Source organism: Sphingomonas sp. J315 (genome assembly GCF_024666595.1).
Taxonomy (GTDB): Bacteria; Pseudomonadota; Alphaproteobacteria; order Sphingomonadales; family Sphingomonadaceae; genus Sphingomonas.
This window is the reverse complement of the sequence record NZ_CP088296.1, coordinates 3,762,762-3,786,223: the sequence shown is the minus strand read 5'-3', so window position 1 is coordinate 3,786,223 and position 23,462 is coordinate 3,762,762. Positions and strand designations below refer to the sequence as shown.

Sequence of the window (23,462 nt, the reverse complement as noted above, 5' to 3'; positions counted from 1 at the left end):
TAGCGCGGCAACATGCGCGCCGCCGACACGCTCGATCAACTCGTCCACGCCGCGATCGATGCCGGAATCCCGGCGATCCATCTGATCCGCGAAGGCGACGGCGTCCGCATCCTCGTCCGCACGGTGTCCGGGCTCGCCCCTGTCCACAGTCTGGTCGCGAGCCCGGACTGGCTCGATTCCGCTCAGGCGCTTCCGCACGCAACGCGGCGCGGTGACCGGGTGGTGATCGATCTTGCCAGGCACGGATCGGGCGGGGGCGGCTTCGCCCAGCTCGGCATGCCCGGATCGATGCGCGCCGCGTTCGAGCGTGAAACAGCAGCTCCGGGCGGGGTGATCCTGATCGCGGCAGAGGATACCTCCGCGATGGCCGCGAGCATGGCCGCCTCCGTTCATGCTCCGGGCGAGCGGCATATTGTCGAGATCAGCGGGGACCGCGCCGATCTGGATGCCGCCGCACACATGGACTGCGACGCGATCCTGATCCGCGCGGGGGACGATCGCACGCTGCTCTCCGCCGCCTTTGACCATGCCCAGCGCGGCGTGCGTATCGTCCTCGGCATCGATGCTCCCAACGTCATGGCGGCCATCGCACATCTGCGCGCAGCGCGGATGGAGCGGCATCTGCTTGCCTTTGCCCTGCGTGTCGCGATCGCGGTGCGGACGGAGCCGGGGCTGTGCGCAACCTGTCGTCATCCGGCTCAGGCTGCGGGTTCCGAATCGGCCTTGCTCGGCGTCGACCCGGGCACGGTGATCTACCGCGCCGCCGGGTGCGGTGCGTGCGACGGCACGGGCTTTTCCGGTCCGGTGACGCTGTTCGAGACCGTTGCGGTCGATCCGGGTCTGCGTCGTCTCCTCGCCGAGGGCGGCGATATAGCGATCCTGGCGCGCCATGCATTCATGCGCTCTGCGACACTGGCCGGATCGGCGCGCGCACTGGCGCGAGAGGGAAAGATCACCGCCGATGCAGCTATTCGCGTCGCACGCGCGGCGGGGGCTGCACCATCCATCGCGTCCGCGCATCCGCACCTGCTGATGGCGTGACCACGGGCGCTTGACGCTGATCGGGCGCGCGGGTAAGCGCGCCACTTCGCGGCGATCGTGGCGCAATTGGTTAGCGCACCGGCTTGTGATGCCGGGGGTTGCGGGTTCAAGTCCCGTCGGTCGCCCCATTTTCCCCTGGCTGACATTTTGGGCTGGCGCTCTGCCATGCGGAAGAATATTACGCGCGCTCGAAATATTCTTAGCCGACTGGAAGCGCCATGACTGCCGTGTGGGATCTGCCCGATTTCGACGCCCATGAGGGCGTTCACCTGATCACCGACCCGGCCAGCGGCCTGCGCGCGGTGATCGCGGTCCACTCGACCAATCTGGGCCCGGCGGCGGGCGGCGTGCGCTTCTGGCACTATGCCGATGGCAGTGCCGCGATCACCGATGCGCTCCGCCTGTCGCGGGGCATGAGCTTCAAGAATGCCATGGCCAGCTTGCCCTTGGGTGGCGGGAAGGGCGTCGTGCTTGCCCCCGAACCCGGTGCGACGATCAGCGAGGCGCAGCTCATCGCCTTTGGTGAAGCGGTCGAGTCGCTCGGCGGTCGCTACGTCACGGCCGAGGATGTCGGCATGTCCGAGGAGCGGATGAAGGTCATCGCGACCCGCACCCGCCATGTCTCCGGTCTGCCTGTTGCGGGCGGGGATGCGGGCGGCGATCCCGGCCCGTTCACCGCGCTCGGCATCTATCTCGGCGTCAAGGCGGCGGCGAAGCGCGCGCTGAGTGCCGAATCGATGGTCGGCGTGCATGTCGCGGTGCAGGGCGTGGGCAGCGTCGGCGGCGGCCTCGCCCGCCGTCTCGCCGCCGATGGCGCCAAGCTGACGCTGGCCGATGTCAACACCGACAAGGCACGGGCGCTCGCCGCCGAACTGGGGGCGGACGTCGTCGCGGCGGACGCGATCGCTACGGTCGAGGCAGAGGTGTTCAGCCCCAATGCCCTCGGCGCGATCCTGACCGAGGACAGCATCGCCGCACTCCAGTGCAAGGTCGTCGCGGGCGGCGCAAACAACCAGTTGGCAAAGCAAGGCGACGGCGCACGCATCCACGCCCGCGGCATCCTCTACGCGCCCGATTACGTCATCAACGCGGGTGGCATCATCAATGTCGGCCTCGAATATCTCGGCCATGGCGACCGCGCCGAAGTGGAAGCGCGCATCGCGAAAATCCCCGATCGCCTCAACGAAGTGTGGGACGAAAGCGCCCGCACCGGCGACCCGGCGAGCGAGGTCGCCGACCGTATCGCGATGCGGCTGATCGGGCGGGGCTAGGGTCCAGCATGCGCACCGTCTTCGGCGATGCCAGTGTGCGTCTCTATTACCTGAGTGAGCAGGATGCCGCAGCTGAGACGCTGTTCTATGGCCCGCTCAGCGAGGCACTCGCAATTGCGAGCCAGCAATCGGAGGACGTCCAGGCCGGCTTGTGGCTTGCGACCGAGAACGACGTCGTTCCCTATCTCGATATAAGCGACGACTAGACTGGCGGAAAAAATGGCGGAGAGAGTGGGATTCGAACCCACGGTAGGCTTGCACCTACGGCGGTTTTCAAGACCGCTGCCTTAAACCACTCGGCCATCTCTCCGCGCGGCTTGCGCCTTAGGCTGTTCGGCGCGTTTTCCGCAAGAGGCCACAAATTCCCGCGCCAAGGGGGTTCATGCCCGCCGCGCCCTGTGGCAGAGAATGTCCATGCGGGATTTCACAGGCCATGTACGGCGCTTCATCTTGGTCGGAACGGCAGTCTTGGCGCTCGGCGTCGGCGGCGCGCCTGCGGTGGCTCAGGACGAGGCGGGGTTTCAGGCCTATATCAATGGCCCGCTGCGCGAACAGGCGCTGCGCGAAGGGGTGAGTGCGCGGACGCTCGACGCGGTGCTGCCGTCGCTCACCTATAATCCGCGCGTGGTCGAGCTCGATCGCGACCAGCCGGGTGGCACCTCGACCGGACCGATCCCCAATTTCGCGCCGTACAAGGCGCGCCATGTCGATGCCGCGCGGATCAATCGCGGTCGCGAGACCTATCGTCGCCTCCGTGCGAAGCTGGAACGGGTCGAGCGTGAGACCGGGGTGCCAGAATCGATCATGGTCGCGATCTTCGGGCATGAGACCAATTATGGCAGCTACACCGGCAATTTCGATCTGCCGCGCAGCCTCGCGACTCTCGCCTATGAAGGCCGCCGACGCACGCTGTTCGCGGGCGAGTTCATCGCGACGATGAAGATGGTCGACCGTGGCGTCCCGCGTGAGCAGCTCAAGGGCAGCTGGGCGGGGGCATTCGGCTATCCGCAATTCCTCCCCTCGGTCTATCTGCGTCTGGCGCGCGATGGCGATGGCGATGGCGTCGCGAACATCTGGTCGAACGAGGCGGATACGCTGGCGTCGATCGCCAACTACTTCGTTGCATCAGGCTGGCGTCCTGGTCAGCCCTGGGGCGTCGCGGTCAATGTGCCGTCGGGCCTCAACCGCGCGGCACTTGTCAACCGCACGGTCCCGACGCGCTGCACGCGCGTGTTCGAGCGGCATTCGCAATGGCGGACAATGGCCGAATGGCGCGCGCTGGGCGTGGTTCCTCAATCGGGGCGCTGGCCCGCCGATCATGTTCAGGCGACGCTGCTCGAGCCGGACGGGCCGGGCAAGACCGCCTATCTGCTCACCGGCAATTACCGCGTGATCCTCGATTACAACTGCTCGAATTTCTATGCGCTTTCGGTGGGGCTGCTGGCCGATGAAGTCGAACATTAGTGTCGTCGCCGCCTGCGCCCTGCTTGGTGCGTGCGGCTTCGGCGGGGGCGACGATCTGGAGGAGCTGCCGCCGGCACCCGCCGCGCCGCAGGTCGAGGCTCCGGCTGCGCCCGGTGCGGGCTATGCCGCCCCGGAGGGCAGCCCCGACACCGGTCAAGGCCCTCAGGGCAGCTCGCGCCTGCGCCCCGGCGAGGAACGCTATGACCGCGTCGGCTATGCTGGTTATGCCGGCGCAGGGGAGGGGGTGTTCGCGCTCAGTTCGGTCCTGCCGCAGGGCAGCCACGCCGAAGTGACCGCGCTCGACAGCGGCAAGACGATCCTGATCCTGATCCGTGGGCAGGGCAGCGGGCTGATCGACCTGTCGGCCGGTGCCGCGCGCCAGCTGGGCGTCACCGGCAACCCGCCGGTCCGCGTTCGCCGCGTCAGCGTGACCGGACAGGATGCGACACTGCTCGCTGCGGGACAGGCCGCGCCGATGCGCGCCGATGCGCCGCAAGCCCTGCTCGCCGGTCTGCGCCGCCGCTTGGGCGACACGCCGCGCGAGCCGGTGGCGACGCCCACCGAGCGTCCGACCCGTCCCGCAACCCGCCCGACGCCGCGCCCCACGCAAGCCGCCACCCGCGGCCTGTTCGTGCAGGTCGCCGCTCTCTCCAGCGCGGCCCGCGCCCGCGCGCTCGCCGATGAGCTGGGCGGCATCGTCCGCCCCGGCGGTGGCGTGTATCGCGTTCAGCTCGGTCCCTATCCCAACAGCAGCGCCGCCGAACGCGCGCGTGCGGATGTCGCGCGGCGCGGCTATGGCGATGCGCGCATCATCTCGATTCCCTGACCCTCAAGCCCTGGACCGTGCATCACCCATGAAGAAGTTCCTCCTCGCCGCCACCGCCGTCTCGCTCGCCTTCGCGCCCGCCACCGCGCAGACGCCGCCGTTCGAGACCGCCGCGCCGGTCGCCTATCTTGAGGATCTGTCGTCGGGCGCGGTGCTCTATTCCAAGGACGCCGACCGCCCGATGCCTCCTGCGTCGATGGCGAAGATGATGACCGCCTATGTCGCGTTCGACCTGATCAAGCAGGGCAAGCTGAAGCTGAGCGATATGGCCGATGTCCGCCCGGAAACGTGGCGGAAATGGCACGGTCCTTCAGCGGGTTCGACCATGTTCCTGTCACCGGGTCAGAAGGTCAGCGTCGAAAATCTGCTCAACGGCATCATCGTCGTGTCCGGCAATGATGCGTGCGTCGTGCTGGCAGAACATATCGCGGGGACCGAGGAAGCGTTCGTCAACCTGATGAACCAGAAGGCCAAGGAAATCGGCCTCACCGCCAGCCGCTTCGGCACCTCGATGGGCTGGCCCGATCAGGGGCGGACGGTGGTCACCGCACGCGATCTGGCCAAGCTCGCCAAGGCGACGATCAGCAACCATCCCGATCTCTACAAGCGCTTTTACCCCAAGCCGAGCTTCACCTTCGGTACCACCATGGGCGGCGCGCCGATCACTCAGGCGAACCGCGATCCGCTGCTCGGCCGGGTTCAGGGTGCCGATGGCCTGAAGACCGGCCATACCGAAGAGGCCGGCTATGGCTTCACCGGGTCCGCGGAACAGAATGGCCGCCGTCTGGTGATGGTCGTCGCGGGTCTCACCAGCTTCAACCAGCGCGCCGACGAATCGGTCAAGTTCATGGACTGGGGCTTCCGCGCCTGGTCGTCGCGCAAGCTGGTGACGAAGGGGCGCACGGTCGAGCAAGCACAGGTCCAGCTCGGCGACTCCTCGACCGTCGGCCTGGTCGCCCCGCGCGATCTTGCCATCGCGATCCCCTCGGGTGCCAACCCCGACCTGCGCGCCACCGTCGTCTATCAGGGTCCGATCAAGGCACCGATCAAGGCGGGGCAGCATATCGCCGACCTGGTCGTCACTTCGCCCGGCCTGCCCGAACAGCGCCTGCCACTGGTCGCCGCCGCCGATGTCGGTGAAGCCGGCTTCTTCGGTCGCATCTGGGCGGGCCTCATGTCGCTGTTCGGCGCGTGAGGGGCCGCTTCCTCAGCCTCGAAGGCGGGGAGGGCGCGGGCAAGTCGACCCAGGCGAAGCGGCTCGCCGCCGCGCTGGAGGCGCGCGGGGTGCATGTCGTGCTCACCCGCGAACCCGGCGGGACCGAGGGGGCGGAGGCGATCCGTGGCCTGTTGATGCAGGGTGCGGTCACCCGCTGGAGCGCGCATACCGAAACGCTGCTGTTCGCCGCCGCGCGCGCGGATCATGTCGAAAAGCTGATCCGCCCGGCGGTGGAGGCGGGCAGCTGGGTGGTGTGCGACCGCTATGTCGATTCGACCCGCGCCTATCAGGGCGCGCAGGATATCGACGACTCCGCGATCCTGGCGCTGCACGGCTTCGGGTCGAAGGGGCTGTTGCCCGACCGCACGCTCGTGCTCGACCTGCCCGATGGGGCGGGCCATGCCCGGTCGCTGGAGCGCGACGGAGGGGCGGCCGACCGCTTTGGCGCGCGCGGGCCGGACTTTCACATGGCGGTCGCCGCGCAGTTCCGCCGTATCGCCGCCGCCGAGCCGGATCGCGTGCGGCTGGTCGATGCCTCGGGCAGCATGGATGACGTCACGACGTCACTGATGGACGCGCTGTCCGACCTGCTGCCATGACGTCACCCGGCCCCAATGCCGCGGCAAAGGCCGCGTTTCGCGCCGCGATGTCGAGCGGGCAGTTGCATCATGCCTGGCTGATCGCGGGCGCCGAAGGGCTGGGCAAGGCCAGCTTCGCCCGCGCCGCCGCCGCGCGGCTGCTGGCCGAAGGGGCGGGACAGGTCCCGCCATCGGAGGACTTCGATCTCCCTGAGGATAACCCCACCCGCAAGCTGATCGAGTCGGGCGCGCACCCCGATTATCGCGCGCTGGTGCGCCTGCCCAAGGACGCCGACAAGCCGGGCGAGAATATCGCGCGGTCGATCACCATCGCCCAGGTCCGCGCGCTCAACCCGATGTTCGCGACCAAACCGAGCATGTCGAGCCGCCGCGTTATCGTGATCGACGCGATCGACGATGTCGAACGCCCGGGCGCTGCCAACGCACTGCTCAAGAATCTGGAGGAGCCCCCCGGCGGGGACGATCTTCCTGCTGGTCAGTCACTCGCCGGGGCGCCTGCTCCCGACGATCCGCTCGCGCTGCCGCGTGCTGCGCTTCGACCCGCTGCCCGATAGCGATGTCGCGGCGGCCGTGCGCGCGGCGATGCCCGAGGCAAGCGCGGCCGAGGTCGATGCGCTAGTCCGCGCGGGGCAGGGCTCGCCCGGTCGGGCGCTCAGCTTCGCCGGGCTCGACCTTGCCTCGATCGACAGCGAAATGGCCGCGATTGCAGCGCGCGGCGACCCGGACAACGCCATCCGCGCGCGCCTCGCCCGCACGTTGGGTGCCAAAGCCGCGCAGCCACGCTACGAAGCATTCCTCGCCCGCGTACCCGCCTTCGCCCTCGCCGAAGCACGCGGGCGACAGGGTGCCGCGCTGGCCGAGGCGATTGCGGTCTATGAAGCCGCGTCACAACTCGGCCCCGTCGCGCTCGCCCAGTCGCTCGATGCCCAGGCGACGGTGTTCGAAATGGGCGGCATCCTCGCGCGATTGGCGAAGCGCTAGTCACCCTCACCCTTCCGGCGCTTCGCGCCTCCCTCCCTCTCCCATTGGGAGAGGGAATGATCGGGTGGACAGCGCCCCGCGCTGTCCAGGCCATGCGGGGCATGGCCGACCCGATCATCCCGCGAGCGCAGCGAGTGGGAAGGGTGAGGGTGATACTTCTCTAGCCGCCCGCATTGTTCTAGAGCGCCCCCATGTCCGAACCCTATTACATCACCACCGCGATCCATTACCCCAACGGCAAGCCGCATATCGGCCACGCCTATGAGATGATCGCCGCCGACGCGATCGCGCGGTTCCAGCGTCAGGCGGGGCGCGACGTGCGCTTCCAGACCGGCACCGACGAACATGGCCTGAAGATCGCCCAGACCGCGCGTGCCCGCGACCTCACCCCGCGCCAACTTGCCGACGAAATGTCAGCATATTTCAGCGATATGGCGAACGATCTGAACATTTCATATGATCGTTTCATCCGCACGGTGGACCCCGATCACTATGCTGCCAGCCAGGCGATCTGGGCCGCGATGGAGGCCAAGGACGACCTGTATCTCGACCGCTACGAGGGCTGGTATTCGGTCCGCGACGAAGCCTTTTACGAGGAAAAGGAACTGACCGAGGGGGAGGGCGGCGTCAAGCTGTCGCCGCAGGGTACCCCGGTCGAGTGGACCGCCGAGGAAACCTGGTTCTTCCGCCTGTCGAAGTATCAGCAGCCCTTACTCGACCTCTATGCGTCGCAGCCCGACTTCATCCGACCGGAACGCTCGCGCAACGAGGTGATGAAGTTCGTCGAGGGCGGTCTGGTCGACCTGTCGGTTTCGCGCACCAGCTTCGACTGGGGCGTGCCGGTGCCGGGATCGCCGGGACATGTAATGTATGTCTGGGTCGATGCACTGACCAACTACCTCACCGGCACCGGGTATCCCGATGCGAAGAGTGATCTGGCGCATTACTGGCCCGCCAATCTGCACCTGATCGGCAAGGACATTACCCGCTTCCACGCGGTCTACTGGCCCGCCTTCCTGATGTCGGCCGACATCCCGCTTCCGAAACAGGTCTTCGCCCACGGCTTCATCCTCAACCGCGGCGAGAAGATGTCGAAGTCCACGGGCAATGTCGCCGATCCGATGGAGCTGACGCGGCTCTATGGCGTCGATGCGCTGCGCTATTTCCTGCTGCGCGAAGTCGCGTTCGGCAATGACGGCAGCTTCAGCGACGAGGCGATCGTGACCCGCGCCAACGCCGATCTGGCGAACAGCTTCGGCAATCTCGCGCAGCGGACGCTCTCGTTCATCGCCAAGAACCTCGAAGGCGCGCTCCCCGAAGCCGGTCGTAGCGACCCCGCCGATGCCGAACTGCTCGCGACGATCGACGAGGCGGGCCGCGAATTCCGCGCCGCGTTCGACAGCCTCGCGCTCAATCAGGGGCTCGAGGCGTGGATGCGCGCCGTCTTCGCGTGCAACCAGTATATCGACGTGCAGGCCCCCTGGGCGCTGCGCAAGACCGATCCGGAGCGGATGCATGCAGTGCTCGGCACGCTGGTGCGCGCGATCCGCGATCTCGCGATCCTCGTCGTGCCGGTGATCCCCGAATCGGCGGGCAAGATCCTCGATCAGCTGGGTCAGGATGCGCGCGACCATGCGGCGCTGGACGACAAGGGCTGGTACGATGCCGCCGTGGCGTCAGGCTTCCGCCTCGACCCGCCGACCGGCGTGTTCCCGCGTCTCGTGCTGGCAGAGGAAGCTGCGGAATGAAGCTCGCCGACAGCCATTGCCATCTCAACTACAAGGGCCTTGGCGAACAGCAGCCCGAAGTGCTGGCGCGCGCCCGCGAGAGCGGTGTGGTCGCAATGCTCAACATTGCGACCCGCGAGCGCGAATGGGATGAGGTGCTCGCCACTGCCGAGCGCGAGGCCGATGTCTGGGCCACGGTCGGCATCCACCCGCACGAGGCGGACGAGCATCCGCATATCGACACCGCCAAACTGGTCGCCCGTGCCGCGCACCCGCGCGTCGTCGGCATCGGGGAGACCGGGCTCGACTATTATTACGACCATAGCGACCGCGCACAGCAGCAGAAGAGCTTCCGTTCGCACATCGTAGCGAGCCGCGAGACTGGCCTGCCGTTGATCGTCCACACCCGCGACGCGGAAGAGGACACGGCGAACATCCTCGCCGAGGAAATGGGGAAGGGGGGCCTATCCGGGCGTGATCCACTGCTTCACAGCCAGTGGAGATTTCGCCGACAAGGCACTGGAATTGGGCTTTTATATCTCCATATCCGGGATCGTGACGTTCAAGAACGCCCGCGATCTTCAGGCAACTGCCGCGCGGCTCCCGCTCGACCGGCTGCTGATCGAGACTGACGCCCCGTTCCTCGCCCCCGTCCCGCATCGCGGCAAGACCGGCGAGCCGGCCTTCGTCGCCGACACCTGCCGCTTCCTGGCGCAGCTGCGCGGCATGGATGCGGAGGAACTGGCCGAGACGACCCGCGCCAACTTCCATCGCCTGTTCGCAAAGACGCTGGCCGCCGCGTGAAGGTCCGCATCCTCGGATCGGGGACATCCTCCGGCGTTCCGCGCATCGGCAACGACTGGGGCAGCTGTGACCCCACCGACCCGCGCAACCGCCGCACCCGCGCCTCGATCCTGATCGAGGCGGGAGCGACTCGTATTCTTGTCGATACCAGCCCCGACCTGCGCGAGCAGCTGATTGCCGCAAATGTCGCGGATATCGACGCGGTGATCTGGACGCACGACCATGCCGATCACTGCCACGGCATCGACGATTTGCGCCAGTTGATGCATTTGCGCGGCGCTCCGGTGCGCGGGCTGGCCGACTGGAAGACGCTCGACCGGCTCAGCGACCGTTTCCGCTATGTGTTCGAAGGGGGAGGGCCCTATCGCCCCACCGCAACCATCGAACCGCTTCGGGACGGCATGATGATCGGCGACATCACCGTTCGCACCGTGGACCAGCCGCATGGCGGCATCACCTCGGCTGGTTTGCGCTTCGAACATGATGGCAAAATAATTGGATATGCCACTGATTTCAATATATTTACTGACGAAATGGCCACGCTCTACAGCGACCTGGACCTGTGGGTTGCCGATGCGCTGCGCCGCGAACCGCACCCGACGCACCCACATCTCTCGCAAACACTCGCCTGGGCGCGCCAATGTCGCGTACGGCACACGGTCCTTGTGCATATGGACCAGACGATGGACTATATGACTCTGAAGGCCGATCTGCCCGCCGGGGTGGAGCCGGGCCATGACGGCATGGAGTTGTTCGTTTGACCGAGTCCCAGATCATTCAGCTGGTCGCGCTGGTCGGATTCCTGGCGCTGGTGCTGGGCTCGCTCAGCATCCGCAACATGCAGTTCGGTTTCATCGTCAAGACGGTGATCGGTTGGGCAGCGATCGCGGGCGTCATCACGCTTGTCGTGATCAACAAGGACCGCATCCTCGATCAACTCCAGGCGATCGGTGCGAGCAGCGGCCTGACCGACCCTGCGCCGGTCACCGGCACCGGCTCGGTCCGCATCCGCCTGTCACCGGACGGACATTTCTGGGCACGTGCGACGATCAACGGAGTCGAACGCCGCATGCTGATCGACAGCGGGGCGACCGTCAGCGCGATCAGCGAAAGCACCGCTCAGGCCGCGGGCATCGACTATGCGCGCGGGACGCCGGTGCAGGTCTCGACCGCGAACGGGGTGGTCGATGCCCGCCGCGCCCGCGCGGAGCGCGTTGATGTGGGTGCGCTCAGCACCGAAGACCTCACGGTATTCGTCGCGCCCAGCTTCGGCGATCTTGACGTGTTGGGGATGAACTTCCTCTCGCGTCTCAAATCCTGGAGGGTGGAAGGGAACGTCCTGATCCTCGAACCCAACGCGACTTGAATTTAACATAATGTATATTATCGGACTTATGTCATGAGCGAGCAGGCGGTCTCCCCCGCGCCGGATCACCGTGAAATCACGCCACCCGGCATCGAGCGGCTGATGGCGATCATGGCGCGCCTGCGCGATCCGGTCACCGGCTGCGAATGGGACACGGTCCAGACCTTCGCCACCATCGCGCCGTACACGATCGAGGAAGCTTATGAGGTCGCCGACGCCATCGCCCGCAACGACCTGACCGAACTCAAGGACGAACTGGGCGACCTGCTGCTCCAGGTCATCTTTCACAGCCGCATCGCGCAGGAAGCTGGGGCGTTCGACCTGTCCGATGTCATCGCGGGCATCTGCGACAAGATGGAGCGTCGCCACCCGCACATTTTCCGCGGTGCGGAAAGCGGTGGCCATCACCTCTGGGAACAAATCAAGGCCGAAGAGCGGGGGAGCAAGGGGACGCGCGGTACGCTCGACGGAGTCGCGATCGGCCTCCCCGCCCTCACCCGCGCCGAAAAGCTGCAGAAGCGCGCCGCGCGGACCGGTTTCGACTGGACCGACCCGGCCGATGCCCGCGCCAAGATCGACGAGGAACTGGCCGAGGTTGAAACCGCGACGAGCGACGATCACCGCGCAGAGGAGATCGGCGACCTGCTATTCGCCATGGTCAACTGGTCGCGCAAGCTGGGCATCGATCCCGAAGCCGCCCTGCGCGCCGCCAACGCCAAGTTCGAACGCCGCTTCCGCGCGATGGAGGCAAAGGCGGGCGACGCGTTCGCCGGCCTGTCGCTGGATGAACAGGAAGACCTCTGGGTCGCGGTCAAATCCGCCGAGTGAACGGCCCGAATGTCCGGTTGCGCTGAGCGTACCCCCCTTCGACAAGCTCAGGTCCAACGGGTGTCGGTCAGATCGCCGAAGCGGCCTGCGGCTCCACCACCATCAACGTGGTGCCGGCATATTTCTCGGATTCGGGCAGGAATAACCGGCTGATTGCGAAATCGCGCTCGGTCAGCGCCAGGTTCCTGAGTCCGTCCACCTTGAACGTTCCGAATTTCTCTTCGCGCGGGATCACGAAATCGCGCGAAATCACCTGTGCGTCCACGTAAAGCAATCCGCCGCGTGTATAGAGAATGTGCGGCGCGAGCACCATGCGCGTGCGATTGTAGATCGCGTTCATGCATTTCTGCCTGACGATCCCCTCCAGCACGATGGGCGTTGGGTTGGGCGGCGACTCCGCCCCCTTCTCGGTTTCCATTGCGACAATATGGCAACGATGCTGCATCGCAGCAAGTCGCCGCACGATCTTTAGGTGAAATTACGGACGGTTCGTCCCGGACTCTAATCCTTGCGCCAGGGCAGCTGAATCAGCCACGGCTTGGGGCGTCCGGTCGGCTTGGCCTTTCCGTCCAACCGCTCGGCGCGCTGGATACGCACCCGCTCCACGATCATCTGCCCCCGCATCTCCTCTCGCCCGCCCCCGGTCGGCATCGCCAGCATCTTGCGAACCACATCCATTCCGCCGATCACCCGCCCGAACGCGGCATAGCCGAGCTTGCCCGGCCGCGCGTCGAGCGTCGGATTGTCGCCCACCATGATCGAAAAATTGCCGTGCGCCGAATTGGGATCCACCGATCGCGCCATGGAAATCGTGCCGCTCAGATGCTTGATGCCGGTCCTGCTGGTCGGCTCCAGCGGCACAGATGGCAGGATGCGCCGCGCGTCGGTGCCGATCCCGCCCTGGACGAAGCCCTGCTTCGGGTCGCCCTTGCGCCGCGCCGCGCGATAGAAATGCGTGCCTTCCAGCCGCCCGTCATCGACGTAGCGCAGGAAGTTGGCGACCGTCAGCGGCGCGCGCTTCGCATCGAGCGCCACGACGATGCTGCCCGCACTGGTCACCAGCCGCACCCGCACGATCGGCGGCTCGTTCGCCGCCGGCCCGGCAGAGACGAGCAGCATGGCCGCGAAACCCAGCAACACCCCACGCCGTAAACTCATCCGTTGCGGACCTCGAACCGTTCATGGTCCTTGGGTGCCATGCGGACTTCGTAGATCGCGGTTTCGCCGTCGATCCAGTGATCGACTACCTCGCCATGCTGGTGCAGCCACGCCGCGCCTGCCCCATCTCCGGCAGCCAGCGTCACGCGATAGCGGCGATGCCCCAGCGTCAGCCGCGCGGCGACGCGGTCAATCAGCGAATCGACCCCTTCCTCGCTCAGCGCCGACACCGCCAGCACATCGTCGCGCTTGGCCGCCTCTGCCAGCACCTCCGCGCGCCGCTCCTCGTCGAGCAGGTCGAGCTTGTTCCACGCCTCGAACCGCGGCGTCTCCGGCGCGACGCCGATATCCTTGAGCACCGATTCGACATCGTCGCGCTGCGCCTCGCTGTCGGGATGCGCGATGTCGCGGACATGGATCAGCAGGTCCGCCGACACCACTTCCTCCAGCGTCGCTTTGAACGCCGCGACCAGCTGGGTCGGCAGTTCGGAGACGAATCCGACCGTGTCCGACAGGATGGCCTTGTCGATGCCTGGCAGCGAGATCTGCCGCAACGTCGGATCGAGCGTCGCGAACAGCAGATTTTCCGCCATGACGTCAGCGCCGGTCAAGCGATTGAACAGCGTGGATTTTCCGGCATTGGTATAGCCGACCAGCGCGATCACCGGCCATGGCGCACGCTGCCGCCGCTCGCGATGCAGCCCGCGCGTGCGGCTCACCGAATCGAGCTCGCGCTTCAACCGCGCCATGCGGTCGCGGATCAGGCGGCGGTCAGCCTCGATCTGGGTTTCGCCGGGACCACCAAGGAAGCCGAAGCCGCCGCGCTGGCGCTCAAGATGGGTCCAGCTGCGCACCAGTCGCCCCGCCTGATAGTCCAGATGCGCGAGCTCGACCTGCAACCGCCCCTCGGCGGTGCGCGCACGCTCGCCAAAGATCTCGAGGATCAGGCCGGTGCGGTCGATGACCTTGCAGCCAAGCGCGGTCTCCAGATTGCGCTGCTGCACAGGAGTCAGCGCCGCGTCGAACACCGCCAGGGTGAGTTCGCGATCGCGCACCGTCGCGGCCAGCGCGTCGACCTGCCCCGATCCGATCAGCGTGCCCGGCTTGGCCGCGCGGATGCGCAGCGCGACGCGCTCGACCACCTCGACGCCGATCGCGAGCGCAAGGCCAGCGGTCTCCTCCAGACGCGCGTCGGCATCGCGGCTCGATCCGCCAAGGTCAGGATAGACGACGATCGCCCGCGCGCCCCGTGCGAATTCATCGGGGTCGCGGTCAAATCCGGTACTCATCGCTCAGCTTTCAAAAGGCTCAGGCGTCCTCGCCATGATCCGTCAAATCCAGCGGATGTGCCGGCTGAATCGTCGACACCGCGTGCTTGTAGACAAGCTGATACACTCCATCGCGATGCAACAGCATGCAGAACAGGTCGAACGCCGCGATCCCGCCCTGCAGCATCACGCCATTGACCAGGAACATGGTGACATTCTCCTGCTGGCGCTTGACCGCACCGAGGAAAATTTCCTGCAAAACCGGGTTTTTGGACTGGCTGTCCGGAATGGCGTCCACGATCGACGCGACGTCCACCGCACCCGACGGCATGATGGTCGAGATCGCGTGCTTGTAGATCAGCTGCGACTGGCCGTCGCGGCGGAGCAGCACTGAAAAATTGTCGAACCAGGTGACGATGCCTTGCAGCTTCACGCCCTTGACCAGAAACATGGTCACCGGGGTCTTGGACTTGCGAAGCGCGTTGAGGAACAGGTCCTGAAGAGATGTCTGCTTGTCGGCCATGATCAGCTCGCTGTTCTTGGCGGGATTTTCCCGCAATCGCGCCGTTTCCCGGCGTCGGATGCGCGCCACCCAGCGGCGCGGTTGACGGCAATGTAGGGACTGGCCTGGCCAAGGTCCAGAGGTGCCCCTTGCCTCCCCTCTGCGCCCGTCCCATATCGCCCCCAAGCGAGGCCACGTCCTCCCCCGCGCACGCTGCGGGCCTCAAGCCCGGGACGGCCCGGCTCTCTTGCAAAGGAGGGCCAGATGGCCTGGATTGCGTTGCTCGCCGCCGGATTGCTCGAAATCGTCTGGGCGAGCGCCATGAAGCTGTCGGACGGCTTCACCCGCCCCTTCCCCGCCGCGATCACGATCGTCGCGATGATCGCCAGCTTCGCGCTGCTCGCAACGGCAATGCGTCAGCTTCCGCTCGGCACCGCCTATACGATCTGGACCGGCATCGGCGCAGTCGGCGCGTTCGTCGTCGGCATCGCGTTCCTGGGTGAGGCGATCACCCCCGCCCGCCTGCTCGCCGCCGGGCTGATCGTCGGCGGAATCGTGCTGATGAAGCTGACGTCGTAGCGCCCCGCCCCTTCCTCCCATGAGCACGCTCAGCAGAGGAATCGGTGCCTACTCCTCGCGCTCCTCATGGATGCCGAGCAGCTTCAGCTTCCGGTGAAGCGCCGACCGCTCCATCCCGATGAAATGCGCGGTGCGGGAAATATTGCCCGAAAACCGCTTGATCTGGATTCGCAGATATTCGCGCTCGAAACTCTCGCGCGCTTCCTTCAGCGGGGCACCCATGATCGTTGCGGCCCCCATCCCGCCATCCTCGCGGCGGCCGAGAATTTCGGTCGGCAGCATGTCGATGTCGATCCGCCCGATCCGGTCGCCCGGAGCTAGAATTACGGTCGCCTCGACCACGTTACGCAGCTGGCGAACGTTGCCGGGCCATTCATAGCTTTGCAGCGCGACCAGTGCCTCGCCCGAGATTTCCGGCGTCGGCACGCGCCGCTCAGTCGCATAATGCGCCACGAAATGCTCGACCAGCGCGGGAATATCCTCACGCCGTTCGGTCAGTGGCGGAATCTGCACCGGCACGACGTTGAGGCGGTAGAACAGGTCCTCACGGAACCGGCCCTCGGCGATTTCGGTCGTCAGATCGCGGCCCGTCGCGGAGACGACGCGGACATCGACCTTCACCTGACGTTGGCCGCCGACGCGGTTGAACTTCTGTTCGGTCAGCACGCGCAGGATGCGGCCCTGCGTCGCGATCGGCATGTCCGCGATCTCGTCCAGGAACAGCGTGCCTCCATGCGCCTGCTCCAGCAATCCGGGATGGACCAGATTGCCGTCCTCGACGCCAAACAATTCCTCCTCGACTCGCTCGGGGGTCATCCGCGCCGCGCTGACGATCACGAACGGTCCGTCGGCGCGGTTGCTCCATTCGTGCAACAGGCGAGCTGCAACTTCCTTGCCCGTCCCCGGCCCGCCGGTGATCATCACCCGGCTACCCGTCGCTGCCACCCGCTTCAGTGTCGCGCGCACCGTGTTGATCGCTCCCGACGTGCCATGCAGGTCGGTGCCGCGCCCCACCGATGCGCGCAGCGACGCCACCTCGCGTCGCAATTGCTCGGTCTCGGTCGCGCGCTCGACCAGCAGCATCAGCCGCTCGGCCTCGAACGGCTTTTCGATAAAGTCCGATGCGCCGCGCCGGATCGCGGCGACCGCAGTGTCGAGATTCCCATGGCCGGAGAATACCAGCACCGGGATCGACCGATCGCGCTTCTTGATCTCGTCGAGCAGGTCCAGCCCGTCGAGCCGCGACCCCTGAAGCCATACATCCAGCAGTACCAGGCTCGGCCGTCGTTCGGCAATCGCCTCAAGCGCCGCGTCACTGTCGGCGGCGCTCCGGGTTTCGTACCCCTCGTCCTCCAGCACGCCCGCGACCAGTTCGCGGATGTCGGCTTCGTCGTCGACGACCAGGATATCGAGTTTCATCAGTTGGTTCCGTCCTTGGTCCGGGTCAGCGCGGCCATACCCGCTACCCCCGGCTCATTCTCTTCCGGCCCCCCCGTGCCCGCCAGCCGCTCCAGCGTCTTGGTGTCGAAGCACAATGTCACCACCGTCCCGCCGCCGGGCCGGTCGGCGAACGCCATCGTGCCGAAATGCTCCTCGACGATCTTCTTGACGATCGCGAGGCCGAGACCCGTGCCGCGTGCGCGCGTCGTCATATAGGGCTCGACGATCCGCTCGCGCTCGGCGGGCAGACCGATGCCATTGTCGCTGATCTCGACCAGCAATTGCGCGTCGGCGGCGCTGCGGATCGTCATCTCGATCTCGCCCTGCTCCCCCTCCTCGCGCGTTTCCACTGCCTCCACCGCCTCGACCGCGTTCTTGACCAGATTGGTCAGCGCCTGCCCCAGCTGGCGGCGGTCGCAGACTAGCGGCGGCAGCATCGCCGGCGCTTCCAGCTTGAAGCGGATCTCGGGCTTGGCGACCTCGTGCAGGAACAATGTCTGGCGCGCGATGTCGATCACCGATTCCTCGCGGAAGATCGGCTTGGGCATCCGCGCGAAGGACGAGAATTCGTCTACCATCCGGCGCAGGTCGCCGACCTGCCGCACGATCGTGTCGGTCAGCTTGGCAAAGGTGCCGTCATCGCTCTCGATCTTCTTGCCATAGCGGCGCTGGAGCCGTTCCGCGGCGAGCTGGATCGGAGTGAGCGGGTTCTTGATCTCGTGCGCAATGCGCCGCGCGACGTCGGACCAGGCGGCGCGGCGCTGGTCGAGCAGTTGCTGGGTGATGTCGTCGAACGTCAGAACTTGCCCCGCCTCGTCGCGGGTGATCTTCACCGCCAGCGTCCGCGCCTCGCCGCCGCTGGTCAGCTGCACGATATCCTCGCGCGTCTCCCCGCCCAGCACCGCGTCCAGCTCGGGCGCCACCTCGGAGAGCAGCTTGCCCACCGGTGCGTCACCGGGGCGCAGCAACGCCATGGCGGAACTGTTGATCAGCCGGATGCGGCGCTCGTCGTCGATCGACAGCACCCCCGCCGTCACCCCCGACATCACCGCCTCGATCAGCGCGCGGCGGCTTTCGGATTCGGCATTGGCGTCGACCAGCGCATTGGTCTGTTCCTGCAACCTGTCGGTCATCCGGTTGAACGCGGTGGCCAGCGTGCCGATCTCGTCATCCGCCTTGGGCGTTGGCACCCGCGTCGCCAGATCGCCCGCAGCGACATCGCGTGCTGCCTTCACCAGATCTCCCACAGGGCGGACGAGACGGTCGGCAATCTGAAGCGCTACCCATACCGCCACGCTGACGATGAGCAACGAGAGCAGCAACAATGCGACGTTGAACTGAAGCTGGAGCGCGCGTGATCGCTCGGTCAGCGTCTTGTAATCGGCAACGACCGATTCAGCCCGTGTTCTACGTTCCAGCAGGGCCGGGTCCACGACGCGCGCGGCATAAAGATAGGTGTCGCTCGCATTTGCGAAGCGGGTCAGCGCACGGATGCGGCCGCCTGCGTCCTCCACCACGACTGGCCGCTCGCCACGGTTCAGTTGCTTGATCGCTGCCGGGTTGATCTGCTCTTCGAGCAACCGCTCATAGGGATTGAGGATCGCCAGCACGATAATCTCGCCGGTTTGAGTCTGCCGAACGATCGCCGCCTCGGAAAGCTCGCGCTGGGTAGTCTGGACCAGGAAATAGTTGAAGAAGGTCCGGCTATCGATCGGAACGCCTTCCGCAAGTGCGCCTGCGAGATCGATCGCCATTGCCTCTGTATTGGCACCCACGCGCTGCTGGAGGTCGCTGAACCCGCCCACTGCAACTGCCGATGCATTTTCCAGCATCGAGCGCGCCCGGTCGGAAAACCAGAACTCGACATTATACTGGAACAACAGCGACGCGACGATCGAAACGAAGATCGTCGGCACACTCGCCAGGATCGAAAAAATCGCCACCAGCCGCACGTGCAGCCGCGCCCGCCCGCCCAATGGCGACCGCGCCGCGCGCCGCATCGCCACGCGCCGCCCGACCAGCACGATCAGCGCCACCAGCGGAATGAGGTTGCCGACCAGCAGCAGCGCCACGAGCGGCGGGGTCAGCAACCGCTGCGTCCCGCTATTCCCGCTCACCACGAAATAGCTGGTCACGAGCACCGCAAGCGCGATGCCCAGCACCAGCAGCTCGACAAAGGGGGTAATGCTCAGCCGCCAGCGGCGCAGATCGGCGTCAATCTGTGGCTTGGCGGCAACATCCATCGTGACATGGCTACAACAACATTGTTGCCATGAAAACACACTTGTCGCTCGACTTGTCGCTAATCGGGCCAAATCCGCCGCTAGGCGGGATCGTCGATCCGCCCGCCGACATCGATCCCCAGCGTATCCAGCCGCTTGCGCAGCGTATTCCGGTTGATCCCCAGCGCCCGCGCCGCGCGCAGCTGGTTATGCCCGTGACGCGCCAGCATTGCCTCGATCAGCGGGCGTTCGACCTCGCCGATGATACGGTCGTACAGCGTGCCGTCCTCCAGCACCGCCGGCTCCTCCGCCGCCAGCCGGGTCAGCCGCGCGATCACCGCCGCCTCGATCCCCGCATCGCGCGTCGGCGCGGCGAAGCCACTCCCCTCGCCCAGCATCGCCCGCACCGCATCGCCATCGATCCACTCGTCGCGGTGCAGCGCGGCCATGCGCCGCATCAAATTCTCCAGCTCGCGGACATTGCCCGGCCAGTCATGCGCCTCGAGCACCGCGATCGCATCGTCGCCGACATGCTTGCGCGGCAACCCGTCCTCGACCGCACGATCCAGGAAATGCCTCGCCAGCAGCCGCACATCCTGCCGCCGCTCGCGCAACGCCGGCAGCGCGATCGGGACGACGTTGAGGCGGTAGAACAGATCCTCGCGGAACTGCCCGGTCACCACCTGGCCCATCAGATCCTTGTTGGTTGCCGCGACGATGCGCACGTCCGCCCGGATCGCCCGCGCCCCGCCGACCGTGGTGAACTCGCCCGACTGCAGCACGCGCAACAGCCGCGTCTGCGCCTCCATTGGCATGTCGCCGATCTCGTCGAGGAACAGCGTCCCCCCGCTCGCCTGCTCGAACTTCCCCGCCACCCGCGCCGCAGCGCCGGTGAACGCGCCCTTTTCATGCCCGAACAACTCGGCCTCGATCAGCTCGCGCGGGATCGCCGCCATGTTGATCGCGACGAACGGCGCGCGCCGCCGTGGCCCGAGGTCATGGATCGCCTGCGCCACCAGCTCCTTGCCGGTTCCGCTCTCGCCGGTGATCAGTACGGTCAGCTCGTTCGACACCACCCGTGCGATCACGCGATACACATCCTGCATCGCCGGCGACCGCCCGATCAGCGCGACCGCCTGCTCTTCCGACGCAGGCAGGTCGTCTACCAGCCGCCGCCCCCGCGCCAGCGCGCTCGCCACCGTCGCGGTCAGCGCATCCAGGTCGAACGGCTTGGGCAGATAGTCGAACGCCCCCGCCTCGGTCGCGCGCACTGCGGTCGACAGGGTATTCTGCGCCGACAGCACGATCACCGGCACGTCGGGCGTCTCCCCGGTAAAGGTCGCGACGAAATCCAGCCCATTGCCATCGGGCAGCACCACGTCGGTCACCAGCACATCGGGCCGTGCCGCCGCTAGCTCGCGCCGCAGCTCGCCCAGCGATCCCGCCGCCGTCACGCGATGCCCGGCGCGGCGCAGCGCCTGAGTCACCACGGTGCGGATCGCGGCGTCGTCGTCACAGATCAGGATCGATGCCGACACGCTCATGCACTCCGCCCCCGATATTTCGCCAATACGTAAAGGCCGATGCCCATCCAGATCAGGTTGAGCGCCGCCGACGGCAGTGCCCCGCGCACATAGCCGTTGATCAGCATCCCCACCGCGCCGAACACGTTCATCAGCTGATAGGGCACTCCCCGCGCCGCAAGCTTGCCCGCAGACAATAGGCCATAGGCGACCAGCACCAGCCCCGCGCCCGCCCAGCCGACGACATCGACCCAGTCGAGGGTCATGCGACCAGCCCGCAGAGGAAGCGCGCATCAAATAATCCTCCCCCGCCAGGGGAGGTGGCGCGCAGCGCGACGGAGGGGGTGGAAGCACGACGGCAAGAGGCGATAGCGCGAAGCTGTCCTCCCCCTCCGTCAGCCCGCGGCTGCCACCTCCCCTGGCGGGGGAGGATAAGTGATGCACCCCCATCAACCGTCCGCCCGCGGCAAGTTGACCCGAAACACCGTCATTTCCGGATCGCCGGCGCGGGCATATTCGACCACCCCGCCCATATCGCGCACCAGCTTTTCCACTAGGGGCAGACCCAGCCCCTTGCCCTCCGGCTTGCCCGACACGAACGGCTCGAACAAATGGCTCGCGATATCCGCCGGCGCACCCGGGCCATTGTCGGTGACGGAAAATTCGATCGGCAACCAGCGGCGCGGCTGATCCGGCCCCGGCCGCATCGCGACGCCATGACGGTATTGGGTGGACAGCACGATCTTCGGATCGGGCGTATCGCGCAGCGCTTCGGCAGCATTCTTCAGCAAATTCATCGCGATCTGAAGGAACGCGTCCTTGTCCATCATCACCGGGGGCAGCGACGGATCGAACCGCTCCTCGATCACCATCCCGCGCGCAAACCCGGCCAGCGCCACGCGGCGGGCATGGTCGAGCAACGGATAGATATTGTGCGGCGCCAGCTTGGGCGGCCGCGTATCGGTGAAATCCTGCATCCGGTCGATCAGCGCGGCGATGCGATCGACTTCGGTCGTAATCAGCTGGGTCAGCTCGGCGCGGGTCTCGGGATCGTCGTCCCCCGCCATCAGCTGTGCCGCGCCGCGAATCCCCGACAGCGGGTTCTTGATTTCATGCGCCAGCATCGCCGCCGCGCCCACCGCCGCGCGCGCGCCCGCGCTGCGATCCGCCCCCACCGACAGCCGGCGCGATGTCGGTGCCTGATGCAACGTCACGATTCGCCAGCCGGGATGCTCGGCAATCGGCTGTTCGACGAAGTCGACGCGGGTGCGTGGCGACCGGGTCGGCTCGATCTCGACATCGAACGCGGCAAAGCCATGCCCGTCGCGCCGCCCGCCATACCCCTCGGGCAGTGCGAAGATGCGATCGAGGCGCTGCCCCAGCATCGCCTTCTCGCTGTGATTGAGCAGATGCTCGCACGCCATATTGGCGCGCACCACGCGGTCCTGCGGGTCGAGCACCAGGGCGGCGACGGGCAACCCGCCGAAAATTTCGGCCAGGTCGGGCTCGCCCGGCTGCGGTGGCGGCCTCAGGCCGCTTCGCGTGACGGCCATGATCCCAGCGCAGGCATGCCGCGGAACGGCGCGTAGAAGTCGTCGAGCATGCCCAGCACCGTCGCCGCCTTGGGTTCCTGGTTCACCTTGTTGCGGAACTCGGCCGAACCGGGCAGCCCCTTGGTGTACCACCCGATATGCTTGCGCATCAGATTGACGCCGGTCATCTCACCATAATGATCCAGCATCATCGCGTAATGCTCTGCAATCAGGGCATATTGTTCGTCGATATCCGGGTCCGGCCGATCGCCCGCGCCGGACAGCGCGTCCATCACCTGCCGCAGCACCCACGGCTTGCCATAGGCCCCGCGCCCGATCATCACGCCGTCCGCGCCCGATTGCGCCAGCGCGGTGCGCGCATCCTCGATCGTGCAGATGTCGCCATTGACGATCACCGGGATCGACACCGCGTCCTTGACCTTGCGCACGAACGCCCAGTCGGCGCTGCCCTTGTACATCTGGTTGCGGGTGCGGCCGTGGACCGTTACCATCTTCGCGCCCAGTTCTTGGGCAACGCGCGCCAGTTCGGGCGCATTCAGGCTATCATGGCACCAGCCCATGCGCATCTTCACCGTCACCGGCACGCTGACGGCCTTGACACACGCCTCGATCAGCTTGGCGGCAAGATCCGGCACCCGCATCAGCGCCGATCCGGCATCGCCATTGGTCACCTTGCGCACCGGACAGCCCATATTGATGTCGATGATCGCCGCCCCGCGATCCTCGTTCAGCTTCGCCGCCTCGCCCATCTCATAGGGGGTACAGCCGACCAGCTGCATCGACACCGGCTCCTCGATCGGATCCCACGCCGCCTTCTGCACCGATTGCCGCGTCTCGCGGATCGCCGCCTGGCTCGCGATCATCTCGGTGACGTTCAGCCCCGACCCATAGCGCCGCACCAGTCGTCGGAACGGCAGATCGGTGACGCCCGTCATCGGCGCCAGAATCACCGGCGTCTCGACCGTCACCGGCCCGACCTGGATGGGTTTGAGCATTGTCATCTGTGCCTGAAATTTAGGCACGGGCCGATACAGGGGCAAGGGCGGGGATGCAAGCGGGACCGCATGAGCCCCTCTCTTTAAGCCCTCCCACTT

At 66.5% G+C, this 23,462-nt stretch carries 22 protein-coding genes, 2 tRNA genes and 2 pseudogenes; 15 read left to right on the top strand and 11 right to left on the bottom strand.

All coding sequences use genetic code 11. The features are described 5' to 3' along the window. Nucleotides 1-12: 12 nt before the first annotated feature. The 4 genes from LRS08_RS19200 (at nucleotide 13) to LRS08_RS19185 (ending at nucleotide 2,518) form a co-directional block, all read left to right on the top strand. On the top strand, nucleotides 13-1,041 hold the full coding sequence (locus LRS08_RS19200; protein ID WP_260481127.1) for a hypothetical protein: 1,029 nt from the start codon (nucleotides 13-15) through the stop codon (nucleotides 1,039-1,041). A gap of 51 nt (nucleotides 1,042-1,092) precedes the next feature. Then, a tRNA-His gene (locus LRS08_RS19195) sits at nucleotides 1,093-1,169 on the top strand. 90 nt (nucleotides 1,170-1,259) lie between these two features. Next, complete coding sequence (locus tag LRS08_RS19190; RefSeq protein ID WP_257845679.1) at nucleotides 1,260-2,312, top strand: Leu/Phe/Val dehydrogenase; 1,053 nt, start codon at nucleotides 1,260-1,262, stop codon at nucleotides 2,310-2,312. Nucleotides 2,313-2,320: 8 nt separating this feature from the next. Then, nucleotides 2,321-2,518: a hypothetical protein gene (locus LRS08_RS19185; RefSeq protein ID WP_257845680.1), complete on the top strand. Its 198-nt coding sequence runs from the start codon at nucleotides 2,321-2,323 to the stop codon at nucleotides 2,516-2,518. 14 nt (nucleotides 2,519-2,532) lie between these two features. Here LRS08_RS19185 and LRS08_RS19180 read toward each other — a convergent pair. Then, a tRNA-Ser gene (locus LRS08_RS19180) sits at nucleotides 2,533-2,622 on the bottom strand. A gap of 104 nt (nucleotides 2,623-2,726) precedes the next feature. On the opposite strand from LRS08_RS19180, the gene LRS08_RS19175 reads away from it, so the two are divergent. The 10 genes and pseudogenes from LRS08_RS19175 (at nucleotide 2,727) to mazG (ending at nucleotide 12,123) form a co-directional block, all read left to right on the top strand. Beyond that, entirely contained in the window at nucleotides 2,727-3,776 is a 1,050-nt protein-coding gene (locus LRS08_RS19175) for a lytic transglycosylase domain-containing protein (protein ID WP_257845681.1), read from the top strand. Further along, complete coding sequence (locus LRS08_RS19170) at nucleotides 3,760-4,602, top strand: SPOR domain-containing protein (RefSeq protein ID WP_260481126.1); 843 nt, start codon at nucleotides 3,760-3,762, stop codon at nucleotides 4,600-4,602. The genes LRS08_RS19175 and LRS08_RS19170 overlap by 17 nt, the downstream gene beginning before the upstream one ends. A gap of 28 nt (nucleotides 4,603-4,630) precedes the next feature. After that, nucleotides 4,631-5,797, top strand: a complete 1,167-nt coding sequence (locus LRS08_RS19165) for a D-alanyl-D-alanine carboxypeptidase family protein (RefSeq protein ID WP_257845683.1) — start codon at nucleotides 4,631-4,633, stop codon at nucleotides 5,795-5,797. Then, nucleotides 5,794-6,417 carry a dTMP kinase gene (tmk, locus tag LRS08_RS19160; protein WP_257845684.1) on the top strand — a complete coding sequence of 208 codons (624 nt, stop codon included), beginning with the start codon at nucleotides 5,794-5,796 and terminating at the stop codon, nucleotides 6,415-6,417. Before LRS08_RS19165 ends, tmk begins: the two co-directional genes overlap by 4 nt. Next, nucleotides 6,414-7,398, top strand: a pseudogene (locus LRS08_RS20425) (AAA family ATPase). The gene tmk and the pseudogene LRS08_RS20425 overlap by 4 nt, the downstream one beginning before the upstream one ends. A 191-nt stretch (nucleotides 7,399-7,589) precedes the next feature. After that, a complete protein-coding gene (gene metG / locus LRS08_RS19145; protein WP_260481123.1) occupies nucleotides 7,590-9,146 on the top strand; it encodes a methionine--tRNA ligase in 1,557 nt (518 codons plus the stop codon). Beyond that, nucleotides 9,143-9,929 (top strand): annotated as a pseudogene (locus tag LRS08_RS19140) (TatD family hydrolase). Before metG ends, LRS08_RS19140 begins: the two are co-directional and overlap by 4 nt. Further along, nucleotides 9,926-10,690 carry an MBL fold metallo-hydrolase gene (locus tag LRS08_RS19135; protein WP_257845688.1) on the top strand — a complete coding sequence of 255 codons (765 nt, stop codon included), beginning with the start codon at nucleotides 9,926-9,928 and terminating at the stop codon, nucleotides 10,688-10,690. The pseudogene LRS08_RS19140 and the gene LRS08_RS19135 overlap by 4 nt, the downstream one beginning before the upstream one ends. Beyond that, nucleotides 10,687-11,295: a TIGR02281 family clan AA aspartic protease gene (locus LRS08_RS19130; protein ID WP_257845689.1), complete on the top strand. Its 609-nt coding sequence runs from the start codon at nucleotides 10,687-10,689 to the stop codon at nucleotides 11,293-11,295. The genes LRS08_RS19135 and LRS08_RS19130 overlap by 4 nt, the downstream gene beginning before the upstream one ends. 33 nt (nucleotides 11,296-11,328) lie before the next feature. Beyond that, on the top strand, nucleotides 11,329-12,123 hold the full coding sequence (mazG, locus tag LRS08_RS19125; protein ID WP_260481122.1) for a nucleoside triphosphate pyrophosphohydrolase: 795 nt from the start codon (nucleotides 11,329-11,331) through the stop codon (nucleotides 12,121-12,123). A gap of 67 nt (nucleotides 12,124-12,190) precedes the next feature. Here mazG and LRS08_RS19120 read toward each other — a convergent pair whose 3' ends face one another. From LRS08_RS19120 to hfq, 4 genes are all read right to left on the bottom strand, one after another. Then, the gene (locus tag LRS08_RS19120) at nucleotides 12,191-12,541 is read right to left on the bottom strand and encodes a hypothetical protein (protein WP_257845690.1); all 351 of its coding nucleotides are present in this window, start codon (nucleotides 12,539-12,541) and stop codon (nucleotides 12,191-12,193) included. Nucleotides 12,542-12,624: 83 nt separating this feature from the next. After that, nucleotides 12,625-13,281, bottom strand: coding sequence for a peptidylprolyl isomerase (locus LRS08_RS19115; RefSeq protein ID WP_374581434.1), 657 nt, complete (start codon nucleotides 13,279-13,281; stop codon nucleotides 12,625-12,627). After that, nucleotides 13,278-14,570 carry a GTPase HflX gene (gene hflX, locus LRS08_RS19110; RefSeq protein ID WP_257845691.1) on the bottom strand — a complete coding sequence of 431 codons (1,293 nt, stop codon included), beginning with the start codon at nucleotides 14,568-14,570 and terminating at the stop codon, nucleotides 13,278-13,280. Before hflX ends, LRS08_RS19115 begins: the two co-directional genes overlap by 4 nt. A gap of 19 nt (nucleotides 14,571-14,589) precedes the next feature. Further along, complete coding sequence (gene hfq, locus LRS08_RS19105) at nucleotides 14,590-15,108, bottom strand: RNA chaperone Hfq (RefSeq protein ID WP_257846170.1); 519 nt, start codon at nucleotides 15,106-15,108, stop codon at nucleotides 14,590-14,592. Between the two features lie 207 nt (nucleotides 15,109-15,315). On the opposite strand from hfq, the gene LRS08_RS19100 reads away from it, so the two are divergent. Then, entirely contained in the window at nucleotides 15,316-15,630 is a 315-nt protein-coding gene (locus LRS08_RS19100; protein ID WP_257845692.1) for a multidrug efflux SMR transporter, read from the top strand. 48 nt (nucleotides 15,631-15,678) lie between these two features. Here LRS08_RS19100 and LRS08_RS19095 read toward each other — a convergent pair whose 3' ends face one another. The 6 genes from LRS08_RS19095 to dusB all read right to left on the bottom strand — a co-directional run bounded on the left by LRS08_RS19095 (nucleotide 15,679) and on the right by dusB (nucleotide 23,369). Continuing rightward, nucleotides 15,679-17,049, bottom strand: coding sequence for a sigma-54 dependent transcriptional regulator (locus tag LRS08_RS19095; protein WP_257845693.1), 1,371 nt, complete (start codon nucleotides 17,047-17,049; stop codon nucleotides 15,679-15,681). Next, a complete protein-coding gene (locus tag LRS08_RS19090) occupies nucleotides 17,049-19,313 on the bottom strand; it encodes an ATP-binding protein (protein ID WP_260481121.1) in 2,265 nt (754 codons plus the stop codon). The genes LRS08_RS19095 and LRS08_RS19090 overlap by 1 nt, the downstream gene beginning before the upstream one ends. 80 nt (nucleotides 19,314-19,393) lie before the next feature. Beyond that, nucleotides 19,394-20,836: a nitrogen regulation protein NR(I) gene (ntrC, locus tag LRS08_RS19085; RefSeq protein WP_257845696.1), complete on the bottom strand. Its 1,443-nt coding sequence runs from the start codon at nucleotides 20,834-20,836 to the stop codon at nucleotides 19,394-19,396. Beyond that, nucleotides 20,833-21,081, bottom strand: coding sequence for a CBU_0592 family membrane protein (locus LRS08_RS19080; RefSeq protein WP_257845697.1), 249 nt, complete (start codon nucleotides 21,079-21,081; stop codon nucleotides 20,833-20,835). Before LRS08_RS19080 ends, ntrC begins: the two co-directional genes overlap by 4 nt. A gap of 183 nt (nucleotides 21,082-21,264) precedes the next feature. Further along, nucleotides 21,265-22,368, bottom strand: coding sequence for a nitrogen regulation protein NR(II) (locus LRS08_RS19075; protein WP_257845698.1), 1,104 nt, complete (start codon nucleotides 22,366-22,368; stop codon nucleotides 21,265-21,267). After that, nucleotides 22,344-23,369 carry a tRNA dihydrouridine synthase DusB gene (gene dusB / locus LRS08_RS19070; protein WP_257846171.1) on the bottom strand — a complete coding sequence of 342 codons (1,026 nt, stop codon included), beginning with the start codon at nucleotides 23,367-23,369 and terminating at the stop codon, nucleotides 22,344-22,346. Before dusB ends, LRS08_RS19075 begins: the two co-directional genes overlap by 25 nt. Nucleotides 23,370-23,462: the final 93 nt, after the last annotated feature.

Bases quoted from the DNA above. Each gene is read 5' to 3' on its own strand.
- LRS08_RS19200 (WP_260481127.1), top strand. From the start codon at position 13: ATGCGCGCCGCCGACACGCTCGATCAACTCGTCCACGCCGCGATCGAT.
- LRS08_RS19190 (WP_257845679.1), top strand. From the start codon at position 1,260: ATGACTGCCGTGTGGGATCTGCCCGATTTCGACGCCCATGAGGGCGTT.
- LRS08_RS19185 (WP_257845680.1), top strand. From the start codon at position 2,321: ATGCGCACCGTCTTCGGCGATGCCAGTGTGCGTCTCTATTACCTGAGT.
- LRS08_RS19175 (WP_257845681.1), top strand. From the start codon at position 2,727: ATGCGGGATTTCACAGGCCATGTACGGCGCTTCATCTTGGTCGGAACG.
- LRS08_RS19170 (WP_260481126.1), top strand. From the start codon at position 3,760: ATGAAGTCGAACATTAGTGTCGTCGCCGCCTGCGCCCTGCTTGGTGCG.
- LRS08_RS19165 (WP_257845683.1), top strand. From the start codon at position 4,631: ATGAAGAAGTTCCTCCTCGCCGCCACCGCCGTCTCGCTCGCCTTCGCG.
- metG (WP_260481123.1), top strand. From the start codon at position 7,590: ATGTCCGAACCCTATTACATCACCACCGCGATCCATTACCCCAACGGC.
- mazG (WP_260481122.1), top strand. From the start codon at position 11,329: ATGAGCGAGCAGGCGGTCTCCCCCGCGCCGGATCACCGTGAAATCACG.
- LRS08_RS19120 (WP_257845690.1), bottom strand. From the start codon at position 12,541: ATGGAAACCGAGAAGGGGGCGGAGTCGCCGCCCAACCCAACGCCCATC.
- LRS08_RS19115 (WP_374581434.1), bottom strand. From the start codon at position 13,281: ATGAGTTTACGGCGTGGGGTGTTGCTGGGTTTCGCGGCCATGCTGCTC.
- hflX (WP_257845691.1), bottom strand. From the start codon at position 14,570: ATGAGTACCGGATTTGACCGCGACCCCGATGAATTCGCACGGGGCGCG.
- LRS08_RS19100 (WP_257845692.1), top strand. From the start codon at position 15,316: ATGGCCTGGATTGCGTTGCTCGCCGCCGGATTGCTCGAAATCGTCTGG.
- LRS08_RS19095 (WP_257845693.1), bottom strand. From the start codon at position 17,049: ATGAAACTCGATATCCTGGTCGTCGACGACGAAGCCGACATCCGCGAA.
- LRS08_RS19090 (WP_260481121.1), bottom strand. From the start codon at position 19,313: ATGGATGTTGCCGCCAAGCCACAGATTGACGCCGATCTGCGCCGCTGG.
- ntrC (WP_257845696.1), bottom strand. From the start codon at position 20,836: ATGAGCGTGTCGGCATCGATCCTGATCTGTGACGACGACGCCGCGATC.
- LRS08_RS19080 (WP_257845697.1), bottom strand. From the start codon at position 21,081: ATGACCCTCGACTGGGTCGATGTCGTCGGCTGGGCGGGCGCGGGGCTG.
- LRS08_RS19075 (WP_257845698.1), bottom strand. From the start codon at position 22,368: ATGGCCGTCACGCGAAGCGGCCTGAGGCCGCCACCGCAGCCGGGCGAG.
- dusB (WP_257846171.1), bottom strand. From the start codon at position 23,369: ATGACAATGCTCAAACCCATCCAGGTCGGGCCGGTGACGGTCGAGACG.